The 20,058-nt window shown below is 69.1% G+C and carries 15 protein-coding genes and 1 pseudogene; 10 read left to right on the forward strand and 6 right to left on the reverse strand.

Annotation, left to right across the window (positions count from 1 at the left end; translation table 11 throughout):
• Window positions 1–34: 34 nt before the first annotated feature.
• Window positions 35–499: a DUF664 domain-containing protein gene (locus tag ACFWAY_RS12810; protein WP_378510857.1), complete on the forward strand. Its 465-nt coding sequence runs from the start codon at window positions 35–37 to the stop codon at window positions 497–499.
• An 87-nt stretch (window positions 500–586) separates the two neighbouring features.
• Window positions 587–1,219 (forward strand): hypothetical protein, encoded by a 633-nt coding sequence (locus tag ACFWAY_RS12815; protein ID WP_378510858.1) that lies wholly within the window; start codon window positions 587–589, stop codon window positions 1,217–1,219.
• A 36-nt stretch (window positions 1,220–1,255) separates the two neighbouring features.
• Here the strand turns inward: ACFWAY_RS12815 and ACFWAY_RS12820 are convergent, their stop codons facing one another.
• Complete coding sequence (locus tag ACFWAY_RS12820) at window positions 1,256–3,016, reverse strand: DEAD/DEAH box helicase (protein WP_378455225.1); 1,761 nt, start codon at window positions 3,014–3,016, stop codon at window positions 1,256–1,258.
• Between the two features lie 109 nt (window positions 3,017–3,125).
• On the opposite strand from ACFWAY_RS12820, the gene ACFWAY_RS12825 reads away from it, so the two are divergent.
• The 4 genes from ACFWAY_RS12825 (at window position 3,126) to ACFWAY_RS12840 (ending at window position 7,371) form a co-directional block, all read left to right on the forward strand.
• The gene (locus ACFWAY_RS12825) at window positions 3,126–3,923 is read left to right on the forward strand and encodes a carbon-nitrogen hydrolase family protein (protein ID WP_378510859.1); all 798 of its coding nucleotides are present in this window, start codon (window positions 3,126–3,128) and stop codon (window positions 3,921–3,923) included.
• A gap of 57 nt (window positions 3,924–3,980) precedes the next feature.
• Complete coding sequence (locus ACFWAY_RS12830) at window positions 3,981–4,610, forward strand: phosphoribosyltransferase (RefSeq protein ID WP_378455223.1); 630 nt, start codon at window positions 3,981–3,983, stop codon at window positions 4,608–4,610.
• Between the two features lie 99 nt (window positions 4,611–4,709).
• Window positions 4,710–5,414 carry a heme peroxidase gene (locus ACFWAY_RS12835; RefSeq protein ID WP_087558999.1) on the forward strand — a complete coding sequence of 235 codons (705 nt, stop codon included), beginning with the start codon at window positions 4,710–4,712 and terminating at the stop codon, window positions 5,412–5,414.
• 139 nt (window positions 5,415–5,553) lie between these two features.
• Window positions 5,554–7,371, forward strand: coding sequence for an AMP-dependent synthetase/ligase (locus ACFWAY_RS12840; RefSeq protein ID WP_378510860.1), 1,818 nt, complete (start codon window positions 5,554–5,556; stop codon window positions 7,369–7,371).
• Window positions 7,372–7,422: 51 nt separating this feature from the next.
• On the opposite strand, the gene ACFWAY_RS12845 is transcribed toward ACFWAY_RS12840, so the two are convergent.
• Window positions 7,423–8,046, reverse strand: a complete 624-nt coding sequence (locus tag ACFWAY_RS12845; protein ID WP_378455221.1) for an alpha/beta hydrolase — start codon at window positions 8,044–8,046, stop codon at window positions 7,423–7,425.
• A 78-nt stretch (window positions 8,047–8,124) separates the two neighbouring features.
• Here ACFWAY_RS12845 and ACFWAY_RS12850 point away from each other — a divergent pair, with 78 nt between their 5' ends.
• Window positions 8,125–11,589, forward strand: coding sequence for a TM0106 family RecB-like putative nuclease (locus ACFWAY_RS12850; RefSeq protein ID WP_378510861.1), 3,465 nt, complete (start codon window positions 8,125–8,127; stop codon window positions 11,587–11,589).
• Here the strand turns inward: ACFWAY_RS12850 and ACFWAY_RS12855 are convergent.
• Both ACFWAY_RS12855 and ACFWAY_RS12860 read right to left on the reverse strand, forming a co-directional pair.
• The gene (locus tag ACFWAY_RS12855) at window positions 11,574–12,752 is read right to left on the reverse strand and encodes an amino acid deaminase/aldolase (protein WP_378510862.1); all 1,179 of its coding nucleotides are present in this window, start codon (window positions 12,750–12,752) and stop codon (window positions 11,574–11,576) included. The genes ACFWAY_RS12850 and ACFWAY_RS12855 overlap by 16 nt on opposite strands.
• 82 nt (window positions 12,753–12,834) lie before the next feature.
• On the reverse strand, window positions 12,835–13,479 hold the full coding sequence (locus ACFWAY_RS12860; RefSeq protein WP_378455218.1) for a TetR/AcrR family transcriptional regulator: 645 nt from the start codon (window positions 13,477–13,479) through the stop codon (window positions 12,835–12,837).
• Between the two features lie 101 nt (window positions 13,480–13,580).
• Here ACFWAY_RS12860 and ACFWAY_RS12865 point away from each other — a divergent pair, with 101 nt between their 5' ends.
• Together ACFWAY_RS12865 and ACFWAY_RS12870 are read left to right on the forward strand one after the other, a co-directional pair.
• On the forward strand, window positions 13,581–14,897 hold the full coding sequence (locus ACFWAY_RS12865; RefSeq protein WP_378510863.1) for a D-arabinono-1,4-lactone oxidase: 1,317 nt from the start codon (window positions 13,581–13,583) through the stop codon (window positions 14,895–14,897).
• A 10-nt stretch (window positions 14,898–14,907) separates the two neighbouring features.
• On the forward strand, window positions 14,908–16,272 hold the full coding sequence (locus tag ACFWAY_RS12870; protein ID WP_378510864.1) for an amidase family protein: 1,365 nt from the start codon (window positions 14,908–14,910) through the stop codon (window positions 16,270–16,272).
• Between the two features lie 12 nt (window positions 16,273–16,284).
• Here the strand turns inward: ACFWAY_RS12870 and ACFWAY_RS12875 are convergent, their stop codons facing one another.
• Both ACFWAY_RS12875 and ACFWAY_RS12880 read right to left on the reverse strand, forming a co-directional pair.
• Window positions 16,285–17,250: an adenosine deaminase gene (locus ACFWAY_RS12875; RefSeq protein WP_378455215.1), complete on the reverse strand. Its 966-nt coding sequence runs from the start codon at window positions 17,248–17,250 to the stop codon at window positions 16,285–16,287.
• Window positions 17,251–17,276: 26 nt separating this feature from the next.
• Window positions 17,277–18,473, reverse strand: coding sequence for a class I adenylate-forming enzyme family protein (locus ACFWAY_RS12880; RefSeq protein WP_378510865.1), 1,197 nt, complete (start codon window positions 18,471–18,473; stop codon window positions 17,277–17,279).
• Window positions 18,474–18,651: 178 nt separating this feature from the next.
• Between ACFWAY_RS12880 and ACFWAY_RS12885 the strand changes: the two are divergent.
• Window positions 18,652–20,040, forward strand: a pseudogene (locus tag ACFWAY_RS12885) (zinc ribbon domain-containing protein); the annotation flags it as partial.
• Between the last annotated feature and the right edge of the window lie 18 nt (window positions 20,041–20,058).

Consider the following 20,058-nt stretch of genomic DNA (forward strand, 5'->3'; position numbering starts at 1 on the left):
AGTAGGTGTCCGCTATCCGCGCCACACTGAACGCATGACCGAGACACCCAGCACCCAGCACACCATCTCCGACGAGCGCGGACTCCTTCTCCTCATGCTGGACAACCAGCGCACCGCCTTCCGCAACGCGGTGTCCGGGCTGACCGAGGAGCAGGCCCGCAGTGTCCCCAGCGCCAGCGAGATGAGCCTGGCTTCCCTCCTCAAACACGTGATCGACGGCGAAGAGGCGATGACCTCCCGCATCACCGGGGCTCCGCGCGGTGTCGGCGACGATCCGGTGGCAGCGTGGATGGCCGCATGGAACGTCACCGAGGACGAAACCGTCGACGTCCTCCTCGCCCGCTTCGACGATGCACAGCGCGCCACCGAGGCCGCAGTCTCCGCCGAAACCGACCTGGATCGCGACGTCGACCTGCCCGCCGGTCACGCCGACATCATCCGGCAGTCCCTCGACGGCGCGCGCGCCGATACGCTGGCCGGCGGCGGCAGCTGGTCCTGACTGTTTCCACTCTCTCGGGTAAATTCTCCGCACGGGCGGCGCTGCAGAGCTGCCCGGACGAGACAACGAGGAGTTCAGGTGGACGGTATGAGCGTGATGCGACGCACGATCGCGGCGGCAACGGTCGGTATCGCGGCGACTTTCAGCCTCTCGGGCACGGCAGCGGCGGAACCGGCCACCCCGGACGTCCCCGGACTCGCCGAACTGCGCACCCAGGCCGACAAGCCCGAGGAGAAGGCCGCGGTCGAGGCGCTGGCCACGTCGACCGTGCTGCATGACGTCGCGGGCGCGTCCACGCCATTCCTCTACACCGCACCGACCGTGGGTTGCGGCACCGTCGCACCGGTCACGCTGACGCTGGCGTCGGGCACCACCGGGCCCACGGCGGAGGTCAAGGCGAACGAGATCAGCTTCCAGGCCCTCTCCGCGTACCCCGGTGTCGTGAAGTCGTCGGGACTCAACGTCGCGTGGATCAACACCAACACCGGCGCCAGCGGAATCCTGCCCCTCGACGGCGTCACCGAAGGCGGCTACCCGGCACTGAACAAGGTCGTGGCGACGGGGGCGGGCACCGTCGTGGCATCGATCTTCGGCACCGTCGGCTACACCGACGCGACCTGCTACGTGCTGCCGACAGTCGGTTCGTTCTTCGTTCCCGAGGAGGGCCCGCTGCCCGCCGAGGCGGCACAGCCGGCCCCGGCTCCCGCTCCCCCGGCGTAACCGCCGGGGATCCCTTTCGGGAGGGCCGCGCGAGGACTACTCGCGCGGCTGTTTCCCGCTGTCCCGGTCGCGCTGGAACTTTCCGCCGGCCCGATCGTCGCGACCCCCGCGCGGTCGGCCCGACGGCGGACCCGAATCGGGCTGCAGCTGAATCAGCACACCGGAGATCCTGGTACGGCGCAGGGCCTCGAGGGTCTCGGGAGCCAGGTCGGCGGGCAACTCCACCAGGCTGTGGTCCGGGCGGATGCTGATGTGCCCGAAATCGCTGCGCCGCAGCCCGCCCTCGTTCGCGATGGCACCGACGATCGCACCCGGCACCACGCGGTGCCGCTTGCCGACCGCAATGCGGTACGTCGCGAGCTCCTGGCCCTCCGGTCCACGCGACCGCGTGGGCGGGCCGTCGTCGAACCGGCGCGCCGGGCGTTCGCGGGGCTCACGCTCACGGCGGGGCGCCGGCGGCGGCTCGGGCGCCATGAGGAACGCCTCACCGTCGCGCGACTGCACCGCGAGCGCGGCGGCGATGTCGGCGAGCGGCACGTCGTGCTCCTGCTCGTAGTCCTCGATCATCTTGCGGAACAACGCCAGATTGTCGGACGTGAGGCTCTCGGTGATCGAGTCGCCGAACTTGGACACACGCTGCGCATTGACGTCGTCGACGCTGGGCAGCTGCATCTCGGCCAGCGGCTGACGGGTCGCCTTCTCGATGGCCTTGAGCAGGTGGCGTTCGCGCGGTGCCACGAACAGCAGCGCCTCGCCCGCGCGCCCGGCGCGGCCGGTACGGCCGATCCGGTGGACGTACGACTCCGTGTCGTGCGGGATGTCGTAGTTGACGACGTGGGAGATGCGCTCGACGTCGAGGCCACGCGCGGCCACGTCGGTGGCCACGAGAATGTCGAGGGCGCCGCTCTTGAGCTGGCCGATGGTCCGCTCACGCTGCGCCTGCACGATGTCGCCGTTGATGGCCGCGGCCGAGAATCCGCGCGAGCGCAGTCGTTCCGCGAGGTCTTCGGTGGCCTGCTTGGTGCGCACGAAGATGATCATGGCTTCGAAGGCCTCGACCTCGAGGACACGCGTCAGGGCGTCGAGCTTGCGCTGGTGCGCCACCTGGACGTACCGCTGCGAGATATTGGACGCGGTCGACGTCTTCGACTTCATCGTGATCTCGACGGGGTCGTGCATGTACTGCTTCGAGATCTTGCGGATGGCCCCTGGCATCGTGGCCGAGAACAGCGCCACCTGCTTGTACTCCGGAGTGTCGGCGAGGATGCGCTCGACGTCCTCCTGGAAACCCATCTTCAGCATCTCGTCGGCCTCGTCCAGGACGAGGTAGGAGAGCTTGGACAGGTCGAGCGTGCCCTTCTCCAGGTGGTCGATCACGCGACCGGGCGTGCCCACCACCACGTGTGCGCCGCGCCGCAGTCCCGACAACTGGACGCCGTAGCTCTGACCGCCGTAAATGGGCAGGACGTGCAGGCCCGGAATATGGGCGGAGTACTTGCCGAATGCCTCCGCGACCTGCAGGGCCAGCTCCCTCGTCGGCGCGAGGACCAATGCCTGCGGCGACTTCTGCGTCAGGTCGATCTTCGAGAGGATCGGTACCGCGAACGCAGCGGTCTTGCCGGTGCCGGTCTGCGCCAGGCCGACGACGTCGTTGCCGGCGAGGAGGGGCGGAATGGTGGCTGCCTGGATCGGCGAGGGCGACTCGTAGCCCACATCGGACAGTGCCTTCAAGACCCGATCATCGATGTCGAGGTCGGCAAAAGTGGGGGGTTCGGGGTCACGCTCGATATCACTCATTGACCAGCAGTTTAGTGCACGAGTCCACAGTGCATCGCCACGCCGCGGAAATACGCGGCGACCGGGACGGGAGGCACCTGCCGCGGGGTCGTCGCCTAGCGTGGACGGCATGGTCGATGTCGCTGTCATTCAGTTCGCTCCCGGTCAGGACAAGCAGGAGAACCTGCGCACCCTCCGCATGCTCGCCGCCGAGGCCGCGGGCCGTGGCGCGAAGGTGGTGGTGGCGCCCGAGTACGCGATGTTCACGGCGCCGAGAACGGACGAGCGGATCGTCGAGTCCGCCGAGGGCCTCGACGGCGAGTTCGTCGGTGGGCTGGCCGCGACCGCGAAGGAACTCGACGTCCACCTGGTGGCAGGGGTCAACGAGCAGCTGCCCGGGGACGATCACATCTCCAACACCCTCGTCGCGCTCGGACCGGGCGGCGACGTCGTCGCCACCTACCGCAAACTCCACCTGTACGACGCGTTCGGCTACAAGGAGTCCGACGTCATCCGCGCCGGGGACATCGGCGCCCCGGAGACCTTCGCCGTCGACGGCCTCACGTTCGGCATGCAGACCTGCTACGACCTCCGATTCCCCGAGGTCACCCGCCGCATCGTCGATGCGGGCGCCGACGTGCTGCTGCTGCCCGCGCAGTGGGTGCCCGGACCGTTGAAGGAGGACCACTGGTCCACTCTCGTGAGGGCACGCGCCATCGAGAACACCGTGTACGTGGCCGCCGCCGACCAGAGCGCGCGCACCGGTGCCGGGAACAGCATGATCGTCGATCCGATGGGCGTGACCCTCGCGTCGCTCGGTGAGCGGGTGGGCACCGCGGTCGCGGCGGTCAGCGCGGAGCGGATCGCCGAGGTGAGGGAGAAGAACCCCGCCCTCGCCCTGCGCCGATTCACCGTCAGCGAGATCTGAACGGCCCGATCGGGAGTAGCGTCGGAGACGAAGTTCTTCCCGATCACGGAGCGTTCGATGTTGTACACCAGTCGCGCCGACGCCGGTCGCAGACTGGCCGCCGCACTGGAACACCTGCGCGGCACCGATCTGGTGGTGCTCGGTCTGCCGCGCGGCGGCGTCCCCGTCGCGTTCGAGATCGCTGCCGCCCTGTCGGCCCCTCTCGACGTCGTGCTCGTCCGAAAGCTGGGTGTCCCATGGCAGCCGGAACTCGCCATGGGTGCCATAGGTGAGGGCGAATCCCGGGTGATCAACGACGACGTTCTCCGCATCGCCCGAATCAGCAAGACCGCGCTCGCCATGGTCGAGGCGAAGGAGCGCCGCGAGCTCGAACGGCGGGCACGGGTGCTGCGCGGCGGCAAGCCGCGAGCGTCACTGAAGGGCCGCACGGCCGTCCTCGTCGACGACGGCATGGCCACGGGCGCGACCGCGGCGGTGGCCTGCCAATCGGTGAAGAAACTGGGCGCGGCACGCGTGATCGTCGCGGTTCCGGTGGCCGCCCCCGAGGCTGTCGGCCGCCTGCGCGTGACCGCCGACGAGGTGGTCTGCCCGTACATCCCGGCCGATCTCGGCGGCGTCGGCAACGCGTACGACGATTTCCATCAACTCTCGGACACCGAGGTCACAGACCTGCTGGCCCACCGCTGACGGTGATTCTCGAGGAATCTTCAGCTCCAGTGCAACGTTCCCGGAGGCCCTGTCGATACACCGGACAGAGCACAGAACAGACTGCCTTTGGAGGATCTCGTGACCGTCTCTGCCGATACCGTCGAAACCGTCGTCACCGCCTGCCGCGACCGATTGGGCGACCCGTCCGGCTGGGTCACCTCCGATGCCTATCGGCACAGCCTCGCCCTCTGCATCATCGAATCGGTGCAGTCGAGCGCCGGGCACAGCGAGGTCGCCGTCGTCGACCGCTATCTGGCGTACCGGCGGGCGCACCCCGATCAGCCCCTCACCGACGGCGCCCGCGACCTTCTGCGCACGTTCGAGGAGGCGGGCAGCTCGGATCAGTGGGCGGGCAAAGTCGGCTCGTACAAGCGGCGGTACACCGCGACCGGCGTGCCGATCGAGGCTCGTCACATCCAGCTGGCGGCGGAGCGACTACACCAGCTCCGCATCAACAGCATCGACGACCTTCTCGAGGCCGCCCGGGACGAAGCCGCCCTGGAACAGATCCACGATGCGTGGATCGAGGTCTGCGGGGAGAGCAGCGACGTCACGTGGGCGCATTTCCTGATGCTCGCCGGGATCCCCGGGGTTCGGCCGAATCGGGTGGCGGACGTGTTCATCAGCGGCGCGCTCGGCATTTCGGAAGCCACCGACGACGGCCTTGCCGAGGAGATCCTCGCGGCGACCGCGACCGAACTCGGTGTCGATCCGGACCAGTTGAACTACGCGATCCGGCGCTGGCTGTCGGCCAACTCGCGCCGTCTCGAAGAGGCCGCCTGAGTTATCAGTTTACGCCGAGTTACACTAATCTCCGCTGGTCAGAACAGAAATACACATAACGGACATCGACCCTGGTGCGAAACTGGGACAAATGTGATCGAATGCACATCCGTCATGTCGTTTCAGTGGAGGGGTCATAGTGCGTGAATTCTCGGTACCGCAGTCGTTCTCAATTCCGGAGGACGCCTCCATGGCGGACACGGTCTTCCGTCACGCCGAGGAAGATCCGAAGTTCGTCCCGTTCCAGCGCCCGGGCAAAGGTGGTTGGGTAGACGTCACCGCCGCCGAGTTCGCGGAGCAGGTCTCCGCCGTCGCGAAGGGCCTCATCGCTTCCGGCGTCGAGCTCGGTGACCGCGTCGCGATCCTCTCGGCGACCCGGTACGAGTGGGTCGTCATCGACTACGCGATCTGGACGGTCGGCGGGTGCACCGTCGCCATCTACGAAACGTCCGCACCCGATCAGGCGAAGTGGATCCTCGAAGACTCCGGCACGTCGCTGCTGGTCGTCGAGAACCCCAAGCAGGCCGAGGCGCTGAAGGTCGTCACCGACGCCGCGCCGGACCTGCGTGAGGTCCTGCAAATCGAGGGCGGGGCGAGCGAAGCGACGGGGAAGACATCCGGCGCGATCGACGAACTGTCGAAGCGCGGCGAGGGCGTCACCGACGAGCAGCTGCACGAGCGTCGTCACCAGGTGCGCGCGTCCTCCCCCGCCACCCTCATCTACACGTCGGGGACCACGGGCCGTCCCAAGGGCGTGCAGTTGACCCACTCGAACTTCTACGCGGAATCGGCGGCCGTGAAGTTGGCGCTCAGCGACGCGATGTACGCCGGCAGGCGCACCCTGATGTTCCTGCCCCTCGCGCACGTCTTCGCCCGCGCCATCTCCTTCGGTGCGTTCGACGCCAAGGTCACCGTCGCGCACACCGCCGACCTCACCACGCTGCTCGACCAGTTCGCCGCGTTCAAGCCGCACTTCATCCTGTCGGTGCCGCGCGTGTTCGAGAAGGTCTACAACTCCGCCAAGCAGAAGGCGTACGACGGCGGCAAGGGCAGCATCTTCGAGAAGGCGTCCGCCACGGCCATCGCGTACAGCGAGGCGCAGGACAACGGCGGCGCCGGGCTCGGCCTCAAGCTCAAGCACGCCCTGTTCGACAAGCTCGTCTACTCGAAGCTCCGCACCGCGCTCGGCGGCGAGTGCGACCGCGCCGTCTCCGGTGGCGCCGCGCTCGGTGCACGCCTCGGTCACTTCTTCCGCGGCATCGGCGTCCCGGTGTACGAGGGCTACGGCCTCACGGAGACGAGCGCCGCCATCTCCGTGAACACCACCCGCGCGCAGAAGGTCGGCACCGTCGGCAAGCCGATCGACGGCCACGCCGCGAAGATCGGCGAGGACGGCGAACTGCTCCTGAAGGGTCCCGTCGTGTTCGGCGGGTACTGGCACAACGAGCAGGCCACTGCGGATTCGATCCGGGACGGCTGGTTCCACACCGGCGACCTCGGCTCGATCGACGAAGAGGGCTACGTCTCGATCACCGGCCGCAAGAAGGAGATCATCGTCACCGCGGGCGGCAAGAACGTCGCGCCTGCGGTCCTCGAGGACGCACTCCGCGCGCACCCGCTGATCAGCCAGTGCCTCGTGGTCGGCGACGGTAAGCCGTTCATCGGCGCGCTCATCACCCTCGACTCCGAAACCCTCCCGGGCTGGAAGGAACGCCACGGGCTGGCCGCCGACACCCCGGTGTCCGAACTGGTCAAGAACCCCGACCTGGTCGCCGAGATCGACGAGGCCGTGGCGGAGGGCAACAAGAAGGTGTCCAACCCCGAGCGGATCAAGAAGTACCGCATCCTCGAGGTCGACTTCACGCAGGAGACCGGTGAGCTCACGCCCACGCTGAAGCTCAAGCGGAACGTCATCCACAAGGAGCACGGCGCGGCCATCGAGGCCATCTACGCGTAAGCGGCTCCGCCGCCCGTGAGTGCCCGAGGAGTGCAGAGACTCCTCGGGCACTCACGGGCGCGCAGCGTCCAGGATGAAGTCGCGGACCACCGCGGTCACCGTGACCTGGACCCTCTCGTGAAGCAGGTCGTGTCCGGCGTCGTCGAACTCCCGGAACTCGAGGCCTCTTATCCCCGCCGCCCAGTCCCGGACGGGGTCGATCGGTGCGATGCGGTCGTCGACACCGTGGACCGCGAGCAGCGGTATCCCGAGTGAGCCCAGCGCGTCCGCCGTCTGCTGCACGGCGGCGGTCTTCGGTGTCCCGCACAGAATCGCGCACCGGAAACCGGGGTCACCGGACGCGAGAAGTTCCATCGAGACCGCGGCACCGAGCGAATGCCCCATGAGCACGAGCGGAACATCCGGCGCGTGCCTGCCGGCGAGGCCGGTGAGAAGCGCGGCGTCCTCCGCAAGGTCCGCGACGGATCCCGGATGATCGCCTTCGGATAATCCGTGACCGGCCTGGTCGATTCCCCACACCCCGATTCCGGCGGGCGTCAGTCCGCGCGCGAACCGGTGGTAATGACCCGTGTGCTGCCCCATTCCGTGGAGAAACACCAGCTGGGCGACGGGTCCACCCACCGCGCTCCAGTGCCGGTAGTGGACTCGTCCGGAGTGGCCGTCGAAGAAGGGCATGGCTGCCATTCTGGGCCTGTCGCACCCCGATGGCACAATCGGCCGGGTGAACTCACCGGCAGAACTGGGGACGTAGCTGTGTTCCTCCTCGACGACACCATCGTCTACAGCGCCAGCGACCTCTCCGCGGCCGCCACCTGCGAGTTCGCGTTGCTGCGCCGGTTGGACGCCACGCTCGGGCTCGCCGGGGCCGGTTCCGCCACGTCTGTCGACGACGATCCGATGCTGCGACGGACGTCGAGCCTGGGCGATGCTCACGAACATCGCCGGCTCGAGCAGTTCCGCGCCGAGTACGGCGACGGGGTGGTCACGATGGACCGTCCCGAATACACCGCGGTGGGTCTGTTCGAGGCGAACCTGGCCACCGTGGAAGCGATCCGCGGCGGCGCCGACGTCGTGTACCAGGGGACGTTCTTCGACGGCCGATTCCTGGGTTTCTGCGATTTCCTCGTCCGCGACGGCGACACGTATGCCGTCTACGACACCAAACTGTCACGGCACGCGAAGGTGTCGGCCCTGCTGCAGCTCGCCGCGTACGCGGAAGCGCTGGCCGGCAACGGGATCCCGACGTCTCCGGACGTCCACCTGCTGCTCGGCGACGACAGCGACTCGGCGCACTCGCTCGGCGACATCATTCCCGTGTACTCCGCGCGACGCTCCTCGCTCGAACGAATTCTGGACGAGCACCGCGACGAGCAGTTGCTCGCGGAATGGGGCGACCCCCGGTACACGGCGTGCGGCCGGTGCGACACGTGCACCCCGGAGGTGGAGCAACACCGCGACCTCCTGCTGGTGGCCGGAATGCGCTCGACGCAGCGGAGCCGGCTGATCGCGGCCGGGATCGGCACTCTCGACGCCCTCGCCGCGCATGCGGGCAGCGTCGAGGGCCTGCCCGAGCGCACCCTGGAATCGCTTCGTGCGCAGGCCGCCCTGCAGTTGCGGCAGGAGTCCTCGGGGACCCCCGAGTTCCAGGTGTACGCCCCGCAGGCTCTGGGCGGGCTGCCGGAACCGGACGACGGCGACATCTTCTTCGACTTCGAGGGAGACCCGCTCTGGGCCGAGAACGGTTCCACGGACTGGGGTCTCGAATACCTCTTCGGTGTGGTCGAGGGTCCCGCCGACGCCGCCGTCTTCCGGCCGTTCTGGGCACACGACCGCGCCGAGGAACGGCAGGCACTCGTCGACTTCCTCGACTACGTGACAGCGCGTCGTCAGCAGTACCCGAACATGCACATCTACCACTACGCCGCGTACGAGAAGTCGGCGCTGCTGCGGCTGGCGGGACGGCACGGCGTCGGCGAGGAGACCGTCGACACCCTGCTGCGCGACAACGTCCTCGTCGATCTGTATCCGGTGGTGCGCGGGTGCCTGCGCATCGGCGAACGGTCCTACAGCATCAAGAAACTCGAACCGCTGTACATGCCGGAGCAGCCGCGTGACGGCGACGTCACGAACGCCGCCGCGTCGGTGGTCGCCTACGCCGACTACTGCGATCACCGCGACAACAGCCGCGACGACGAGGCACGAGCGCTGCTGCAGGGCATCGCCGACTACAACGAGTACGACTGCGATTCCACGCTGCGGCTGCGCGACTGGCTGATCGGGCAGGCGGAGACGCACGGCATCGCCCTCCGGCCACCCGGCGACGGGCCCACCCCGGTGACCGAGGAGTGCACCCCCGCGGAGGCGGCATTGCGCGAGTTCGCCGGGCACGGACCGAGCGAGCACCGGGGACACGACCAGCAGGCCGCCGCGCTCATGGCGGCGGCGGTCGGTTATCACCGCCGCGAGCGGAAACCGTTCTGGTGGGCGCACTTCGATCGGCTGGTCGTGCCGCACGACGAATTGTCGGACATCCGGGACGTGCTGGTGGTGTCGTCCGCGGTCGTCGAGGAGAACTGGCACAAGAGCAGCCCGCGGCAGCGCAAGCTGCGCCGGCGCCTCCAGCTCACCGGCCGTTTCGGCACCGGGAGCACGGTGGGGCCCAAGACCACGATGTACGCGCTCTACGACACTCCCGCACCCGAGGCGGTCGCGGGCGACAATCCGCAGCAGCGGGGAACGTGCACGGTCAACGTTCTCGACGTCGGGAAGGACGGCCGGCGCCGCGACGTGGTGATCGTCGAGGAACTCCTGAACGGCGAGGAGTACGTGCAACTTCCGACAGCGATCACTCCCGGTCCCCCGATCACCACCGACCGCATCGAATCGTCCATCGCGGTGGCCGCGGACGACATGTGCTCGCCGCTACCGGAGCTCCCGCTGTGCGCGCCGGTGGACATTCTACGGCGGTCCGACCCGCGCACGCGGAGCGGGAACCCGCTCCCACCCGTCGACGGCACGGACTACGCGGGCGCGATCACCGCGGCACTGCTCGACCTCGATGACTCGTACGTCGCGGTGCAGGGGCCTCCCGGCACCGGCAAGACGTACACCGGGGCCCGGGTGATCAAGGCGCTCGTCGAGCGGCACCACTGGCGGATCGGCGTGGTCGCGCAGTCGCATTCGGTGATCGAGAACATGCTCGGCGGTGTCGTGAAGGCCGGGCTCCCCGCCGAACTCGTCGCGAAGAAGGACGGGCGGCACCGCGCCGCGACGTGGACCGACATCAGCTCCAACGACTACCCCGGCTTCATCGCCGAGGCCGAGGGCACGGGCTGCGTGATCGGCGGGACCGCCTGGGATTTCGCAAACACCGACCGCGTGCCGCCCGGCAGCCTCGACCTGCTGGTCATCGACGAGGCCGGGCAGTTCGCTCTCGCCAACACCATCGCGGTGGGCGGAGCGGCCCGCAACCTCCTACTTCTCGGCGACCCTCAGCAGCTTCCGCAGGTCAGCCAGGGCACCCACCCGGAACCGGTGGACGCGTCTGCCCTCGGATGGCTCGCCGAGGGGCACGGGGCGCTGCCCGCGAGCCGGGGCTATTTCCTCGAACGCACGTGGCGCATGCACCCGGAACTGTGCGCACCCGTGTCCACACTGTCCTACGAGGGCAAGCTGCGTTCGCAGGAATCGGCCAGTGCCGCACGACGACTCGACGGCATGGAACCGGGTGTGCATACCGTCTTCGTCGACCACCAGGGCAACGCCACCCGATCCCCTGAGGAATCGCGGGAAGTGGTCAACCGGATCACCAAGCTGCTCGGTTCCGGCTGGACCGACCCCAGCGAGTTCGAGGGCACCCGCCCACTCGACGAGTCCGACATCCTGGTCGTCGCGCCGTACAACGCTCAGGTCGGGTCGATCGAACGCGATCTGGCCGCGGTCGGCCTCGACAAGGTCGAGGTGGGCACGGTCGACAAGTTCCAGGGGCGGGAGGCGGCCGTCGCCATCGTGTCGATGACAGCGTCGGCGATCGAGGACGTGCCGCGCGGCATGTCGTTCCTGCTGTCGCGGAACCGGATGAACGTGGCGGTATCCCGCGGCAAGTGGGCTGCGATCATTATCCGGTCGGAATCGTTGACGCAGTACATGCCGAGCACCCCGGAAGGTCTGACCGAGCTGGGCGCCTTCATGCGGCTCACCGGTCAGCCGAAGCACTGACCTTCGCCGCGGTAGGTGGGCACCACGGTGCGGGAGCCGTCCGACTCGACGAGGTGCACCTCGGTGAACCGCTCGCACAGTTCGCCGGCCTTCGCGTGCCGGAACCACACCCGGTCGCCGATGCCGAGATCCGCTGCCGCCTTTCCGGTCACCGGGGTCTGGACCTCACCGGCACCTTCGTTGCGTAATAGCTTCAGCCCGAGCGGCCACGCCGGCTTGGGCACGCGACTGCCCCCGGCGGGACCGGAGGCGATGTAGCCGCCGCCGAACAGCGTCGCGATGCCGGGAGCCGGTCGCCGGACCGCCGACAGGGCGAAGTACAGCGACGGGTGCGGACGGAACGCGCGGTACCTGTCGAAGAGCGTCGGAACGTACAGGCCCGAACCCGCCGTCACCTCCGTGACGACCGGGTCCGCGGAGCTCACCTCGAGCGAGCCGGTGCCCCCGCTGTTGACGATCTCGAGCACCCCGACCTCTGACTGGACGGCGTTCACCACGGCACCGCGCCGGGTCGCGAGCTCTTTCGCGGACGCCCGCTTCATCCAGCCGATCGGCGGGCTCGAGTCGGGTAGCCCCGCGATCTGCGCTTCGTAGAACATGACGCCCACGACGGCGAATCCCCGCCCCGCGGCGCGCGTCGCGAACGCGGCGACGGCGGACGGTTCGCGGAGCGGGGAACGCCGGACCCCGATGTGGACGGGTCCGAGTCGCAGCGAGGCGTCCACGTCGATGCACAGCCGGGCCCGGAGCGACGTGGTGCCGGCCGCGGCGAGAACGAAGTCGAGGTGGTCATCGCCGTCGACCATCAACGTGATCTGGTTCAGCAGTTCGGGGTCGGCCGCGAGTTCGGCGAGGGCCCCGCGGTCGGCCGTCGGGTAGCCCATGAGGACGTCGTTCGCGCCGTGCCGGGCGAGCCAGATCGCCTCGCGAAGCGAATACGCCATGATCCCGCGGAACCCGCCGGCCCCGGTGAGATTCTCCCCTAGGGCGACCTGGAGTACCGCGCGGCAGCGGACGGATTTGCTGGCGACGCGGACGGGGGTGCCGCCCGCGCGCAGCACCAGGTCGGCGGCGTTGGCGCGCAGCGTGGTGAGGTCGAGCGCGGCCAACGGCGGGTCGACCTCGGTCGTCGAGGCGATGAGACGGTCGAGCGTGGGCGTCACAGTTCGTCCAATCGTTTTGCATCGATCTGCGACGCCAGTCAACCATCGAGTTGGACGATTGTCCAGATCGAATCGGGCCCGCTCAGGCCTGCTCGACCGCCTTCGACGCGATCACTCGCACCATGTCGTCCAGCGCCGCGATCATCGCCTCGCTGTCGCGGTCCACCAGCCACCGCAGCACGAGCCCGTCGAGGATGGCCAGCCCGAACCGCGCGATCGCCTCAACCGGGGTGCCCCAGCCGACTCCGGCGATGCGGGCGCACTCGGCGAGGAACTCGATCGCTTCCTCGTCCATGGTCCGGTACTGCTGACCAGCGATGTCGCCTGCCCGCTCGCTCCCCGACGCCCGGTGCCGCAACGCCTGCGCGGTGATCTCGTACGTCAGTAACTGGCGGTCCGGGGTGGCCTCGATGATCGGCCACATTCCACTGATCCCGATGTGGAGAAGTTCGCGCAGACCGTCGATCCCGCGCAGATCCGGCGCGTGCCGCACCTGACCGAATGCCAGCCGCATCGACGCGCTGAGCTGCAGAACCAGGCTCTCACCCATCGCCGCGAGGAGCTCCTCCTTGCTCTCGAAGCAGTAGTGCACCACACCGAGCGAGACGCCCGCCTCCTCCGCCACGGCACGCACCGTGACCGACGCGACGCCGCGCTGCTCCGCGATGGCCAGCGCCGACTCGACGAGTTGGGCACGACGTTCATCCGCAGGAAGCCTGTTCAGCATCCTCTGATGGTAGAACCTGCGGGGGCCTCGCCCGTGACCAACACGGACGCCCGACCAACTCGCCATTTGCCTGGACGAGCGTCCAGGTTCATGATGGGCGAATGGCACAGGACACATGGCGCAACTGGGCGGGCACCGAGACGGCGAACCCGCTGCGCTTCGCGACTCCACGCTCGGTGGAGGAACTCAGCGCGCTCGTCTGCGGTGCCGCGGAGCAGGGGCAGCGGGTCAAGGCCGTGGGGTCGGGTCACTCCTTCACCGGGGTCGCCGTCACCGACGGGATCCTCGTCAGCCTCGACGCCCTCACCGGGATCGAATCCGTCACCCTCGACGAACCGGCGGGCGCCCTCGTCACGGTCCTCGCCGGCACGCGGCTGCACGATCTGAGTGAGCAACTCTGGCACCGTGGCCTGGCCATGATCAACCTGGGCGACATCGACGTGCAGTCCATCGCCGGTGCGCTGTCTACCGGAACCCACGGCACCGGAGCGCGTTTCGGAGGTCTCGCCACTCAGGTCCGCGCCCTGCAGATGGTGCTGGCGGACGGCTCGGTGGCCGACTGCTCCCCTACCGAGAACCCCGAACTGTTCGAGGCGGCACGCCTGGGGCTCGGCGCCGTGGGCATCATCTCGAAGGTCACGATCCAGTGCGTGCCGAACTACGTGATGCACGCAATCGAGAAGCCCGAGTCACTGGACGCCACCCTCGACCTGCTCGATCACGACCGCACCACGATCGACCACTTCGAGTTCTACTGGTTCCCCCACACCCGCCGCGTCCTGACGAAACGCAACACCCGGCGACCCGGCGACACCGCGGTCTCTCCCCTCCACCCGATCCGCGCCTACGTCGACGACGAACTGCTCGCGAACGTCCTGTTCGAGGGCATCAACAGGGTCGCCGGCCTTGCGCCGTCGACGATTCCGAAGATCAACCGGCTGTCGTCCCGCATGCTGAGTGCGCGCGAGTTCACCGACCGCAGCTACCGCGTCTTCGCGTCGGAGCGCCGGGTCAAGTTCCGCGAGATGGAATACGCGGTTCCCACCGAGGCGCTTCCCGACACGCTCGCGGCGATCGACTCGTGGGTGGAGAAGTCCGGTTTCACGGTCGCGTTCCCCGTCGAGGTCCGCTTCGCCGCGGGCGACGACGTATGGCTGTCGACGGCGAACGGACGGGACACGGCGTACATCGCGGTGCACCAGTACCACCGCCGCGATCACGAGCCGTACTTCTCCGCGGTCGAGGCCATCGCCCGGGAAGTGGACGGGCGACCGCACTGGGGCAAGATGCACGGCCGCACCGCCGAGGACTTGCGGCCCGCGTATCCGAACTTCGACGAGTTCGTCGCCGTGCGTGACAAGTACGATCCCGAGCGAATGTTCGGCAACGCGTACCTCCAGCAGGTCCTCGGTCGCTAACGTGGGCTGGGTGGCCCCCAGTCGATCTTTCGACCGTCGCGACTTCCTTCGTGTCGCGGGCACCTCCGGCGCGGCGGCGCTCGGCGCCGTGACGCTCGGCGCGTGCGGGGAACGCCTGCACAATCCGGAGGTTCCGCCGCTTCCCGACGGCCTGTCCGCTCCAGGCGGTGCAGCGGTGTCCGAGTTCGTGCCCGTCGACAAGGCGACGTGGCGCGTGCAGGGGGATCCGCTGGTCGCGCCGACCGGTGACGGGCCCCTCGCCGGCATGCGACTCGCCGTCACCGACCTGTACGCCGTTGCGGGACAGCAGATCGGTGCGGGCAGCGGACGGCGGCTCGCCGAGGCACCCACCGAAACTGGTACCGCCGCAGTGGTGGCGCGCCTCGTCGGTCAGGGCGCCCGCGTCGTCGGCCTGGCGCAGACCGACGACCTCGGGTACGGGCACTCCGGCATCAACCAGCAGTTCGGGACGCCGCCCAACCCCCGCGCCGAGGACCGTCTGCCCGGCGGGGCGACCTCGGGCGCCGCGAGTGCGGTCGCGCAGGGCGCCGCCGACATCGGATTGGGTGTCGACACCACCGGTTCCGTCCGCATCCCCGCCTCGTATCAGGGCCTGTACGGCTTCGCACCGTCCCGGGGTGCCGTCTCCACCGACGGGCTGTTCCCGCTGTCCCCCACATTCGACACGCCGGCGTGGGTCTGCGGCGACCTCGACACCCTCGTCGCGGTCTCCGGCGCGCTCCTCCCGCTCACGGCGGAGACCCCGTTCCGCAGCGCGCTCACCTCGGACGGCATCAACGCCGTCGCCGAGGCGGGGGCGCTCGGTGCGGTGCGGCGCGCCCTCACCGCGTGGGAGAAGAGTTCCCTCCCCCGGCTGACGTGGACCGACACGGACATCGGCCGGCTTCCCGACTGGTACGACGCCGTCGTCTCCGTGCAGGGCTACGAGGCGTGGCGACTGCACGGCGACTGGGTGAGCGGGGCGATGACATCACTCGGCGACGAACCCGGCCGCAATTTCGCCGACGCGAGCCGCATCTGGGAATCCACGTACGGCCGGAAACTGATCATGCTCGCCGAGGCGTCGCAGACGATCACCGCGTATGTAGGCGACAGCCTGCTCCTGCTGCCGGCGACCTCCTCCACGGCCCCCGAGCGGACGAGCTACCCCAACGGGGACCGGTTCCGGAACACGATGCGCGCCACCGGCATGCTCACGTGCCTCGCGACCATCTCCGGACTGCCCAACGCGACCGTGCCGTTGCGCACCGACGACGGAGTTCCCGTCGGCCTCTGCCTGGTCGGCCCGTACGGCCGCGACCGCGACGTCCTGGCCGTCGTCGCGAGTCTCGGCGACACGGGGTTGATCGACTGACGGCCGGAACCGTCAGCCGCGGAGCAGTTGTGCCTTGCGCGCGTCGCTCGCGAACGACGCCGTGATCGAGTTGCGCGCCAATGTTTCCCGCTCGGCATCGGTGAGGCCGAGCTGATCCCGCAGCTGGGCGAAGTTGTCGTCGACGTACCCGCCGAAGTACGCGGGGTCGTCGGAGTTCACGGTGACGAGCAGACCCGCCTCCAGCATGGTCCGCAGCGGGTGCTCGGACAGCGAGTCGACGACGCACAATCGCACGTTCGACAGCGGGCACACGGTCAGCGGCACTTCCTCGTCCACCAGACGCGCCACGAGCGCCGGGTCCTCGAGCGCCCGCACCCCGTGGTCGATGCGCTCTGCGCCGAGGAGATCGAGCGCCTGCCAGATGTACTCCGGCGGGCCTTCCTCGCCTGCGTGGGCGACCACGTGCAGCCCCTCCGACCGGGCGCGGGCGAACACGTCCTCGAACAGCGACGGCGGGTTACCCACCTCGGCCGAGTCCAGCCCGAGCCCGACGATCGGCGTCTGCAACCGGATGATCTCGGAGAACACTTCCTCCGCCTCGTGCACGGGACGGTCCCGCAGGATCGCGGCGATCGCGGCGCTGCTGAGGCCGAACTCCCGCTCACTGGTTCCCACCGCGTCCATGATCCCGTCGAGCACCTCGTGCAGCGGGACACCACGATTGACGTGGGCCTGCGGGTTGAAGAAGAACTCCACGTGCGCGACGCCGCCCGCCGACGCCCGCGCGAAGTAGGCGCGGGTGAGGTCCGCGAAGTCCTGCGCCGTCCGCAGCACCTGCATGTTTGCGAAGTACAGGTCGAGGAACGACTGCAGATCGGTGAACTCGTACCGCGAGCGGAGATCGTCGAGGTCCGCGTACGGCAGCTGCACGGAATTCCGTTCGGCCAGCGCGAAGATCAGCTCGGGTTCGAGGGACCCCTCGATGTGCATGTGCAGCTCGGCGACGGGAGAGCTCACGGGTGGATACCTGCCTTTCGCACCACCTAGGCAGCGGTGTCGCGGTCGACGATACGGACGAAGCCCTCGCCGTCGATATTCGCGGTGTCGCCGGTGTGAAACCAGCCACCCGTGAAGCTCTTCGCGGTGACCTCGGGACGGTTCCAGTAGCCGCGGCTGACTCCCGGACCGCGGCACAGCAATTCGCCGACACCGCGGCCGGCGTCGGGTCCGAGGAGGGCCACCTCCATCCCACCGAACGCGACGCCCACACTGCCCGCGTGTGTCAGAGCGCACTCGTCGGGCAGCGCCAGCCCGGCCCCGCACGTCTCGGTCATTCCCCACCCGAGAAAGTGCCGGGCCGCGGGGAACGTCCGGCGGAGGCGTTGCGACTGCTCCAGCGACAGACCGGAACCGCTGTAGTCGATCCAGCGCACCGCGCGCCGGCCGAAACTCGTCACCCGCGAGGTCTCCACGGCCCTCAGGAGGACGGCGGGCGCCGCGGTGAGCACGTCGGCGCCGGTGCCGCGCCACGACGCCGCGTCGGTGCTCCCGGTCAACAGGACCGTTCCGCCCACCACCAGCGTCGAGAGCAGTTCGACGAGCGAGCCCACGGTGTGCAGTTCGGGTTCGACGAGGAGATTCCGCAGCCCCTCGGAACTGAACCCGCGCGCGTGGAGCACGGATTCGATGGTCGAGAGGACGTTCTCGTTGCTCAACTCCACCCCCTTCGGGGACTCCGAGGGGCCGGGCGTATAGGACAGCAGCACCAGCTCGTCGGGGCTCGCGCCGTCGTCGATGAACGAGATGCCCTCCGGCAGTTCGCCGTCGAGGATCAGCACCGACTCGCTGTCGGCGAGCACCTCACCGGTCTGCGCGTCGTCGAGTGCCGGGCTCACCCCGACCGGCACGCCGCCGGCGAGCAACACCCCGAGGAACGCCTCGACCCAGCGGACCCCCACGGGCTGCCGGACGGCGACGCGGTCGCCGATCTCGACGCCCTTCGACTTCAGACCGCCGGCCACCCGCGCCGCGGACGTCCACAGTTGCGAGAACGTGAGCGACCGGCCACCGTCCTCCTCGACGGCGACCCGGCCGGCGTAGCGGTGCACGGAAATGTCGAGCAGCTCGGTGAGCGACGGGTTGAGCCCGCCGTACCGGAGCAGGCCGTCGCGACCACGGACCACCCGGTCGTCGTGGAAGAAGGGACCACTACTCGGGTACTCGACGAGGGACGACGGCATCTGCACCTCCGCTGACGACACTGCTGCGCGACCGGGACGTTGCCACGACTATATGACGCCCGTCACAGTTGCGGGGAGCGGATCGCCGACGCCTACTGTCCGCGGTACGTCGCCTTGCCCGGTCCGACGTCGAGGAAGCTGCGTACCGCGCCCCGGAGGTCGTCGGTCTCGAACTGCTGTGGCACCGCCGACCGGGTCGGGCGACTCTGTGCCGTCGGGCTTTGCGCGGGGCGTGCAACGTCAGCTCGTCGCATGCGCCCGCCGCGGTGGCGGGGCACCGGCCGGCCGGTTGCGGATCACCGACCTGCAGGAACCGCCGCAGACGAGCGCGATGGCCCAGCTGTCGGCCGCCGACCGGCAGCTCGCAGGGATCACCGTGACAGAGCGTGAACTGGTGTTGACGGTGAAGCTGCCCACCAGCGAAACCCCGGCGGGGCGGGCGCAGTGGCGGTGGGTGCGGCTGACCGCCGTCATCCCCGCGCACCTGCACGACAGAACGGTCACCGACTGGCACCTGCCGACCCTGATCCGCGACCGCCGGGGCCTGTTGTGGCGGTGCGCCGCGACCGAACTCGTCCCGGCAGGCGACCTGGCCTCGGCCACCGTCGCGGTCGGGGTCGACTGGTCCCCGTCCACGCTGGGTGCCGCCGCCATCGCCGCCGACAACCCGGACGGGCTGTCCTCGGATTACCGGGGCTGGACCTACGACGACCGCGGCCTCGGGATCAAACTGGCCCGCCTGCAGGCCGAGGGGCAGCTGCTGCACGCCAAGGCGGCCCGGTTGACCCGACTGGCCGCCGCCGCCCCACCCGAGGTCCGCGCCGCGCTGGAGGAGAAGATCGTCGTCCTGAACGAGCATCGCGAGGCGGTGGGTATCAAGAGGCGAAAGATCAACCGGGAACTGGCGTTCCACTTCGCCCGCCAGGTCACCGACTACGCCGCCGACGCCCAGGCGCAGGTGATCGCGGTGGAGGATCTCAGCACCCTCGAGAGCCGCGGACACGGGCGGGTCAACAACAATCGGGCCGCGCAGTCGGCCCGCCGCCAAGCGGTCGCCGCGCTCGCGCACACCGCCGCGGGTGTCGGTATCGCGGTGGTCTCGGTGCCCGCCCGAGGATCCTCCGCGCTGTGTCCGGGCTGCGACGAAGAGCTCGCACGCCCCGGCGGCTACCACGACGCGTGGTGTCCGGGCTGCCTGGTCGGCGGCAACCGCGACCATGTCGCGGGGGTGAACCTGGCCAAACGCGTACTGCTCGGCAAAGGCAAGGTCACTCGTCGGCGGGGGCAGTTGCCCGCGGTCCGGGTGGTCGAGCACGCGCCGGTGCGCAGGTGCCGCGACAAGAACGGTCCCACCCCGCGTCGGCCACGGCACCGCCGGGTCCGCCGCAGCCTGCCCACCGTGACACCGCGGTTGGGGGTGACTCCGAAACAGCATGTTCCTGCACCACAAGCGTCGGTGTGGGACACGGTCAAACCCCCAGCACCGCACGGTGATGCGGGTAGCCGTGACACACGTCCATCTCCAACGCCCGCCACATCGGTGGCAGATAGTAGGAGAACTACGTAGACGCTCAGTCATGCCGCC

The sequence above is a fragment of the Rhodococcus sp. NPDC059968 genome, assembly GCF_042738615.1.
Taxonomy (GTDB): Bacteria; Actinomycetota; Actinomycetes; order Mycobacteriales; family Mycobacteriaceae; genus Rhodococcus_F.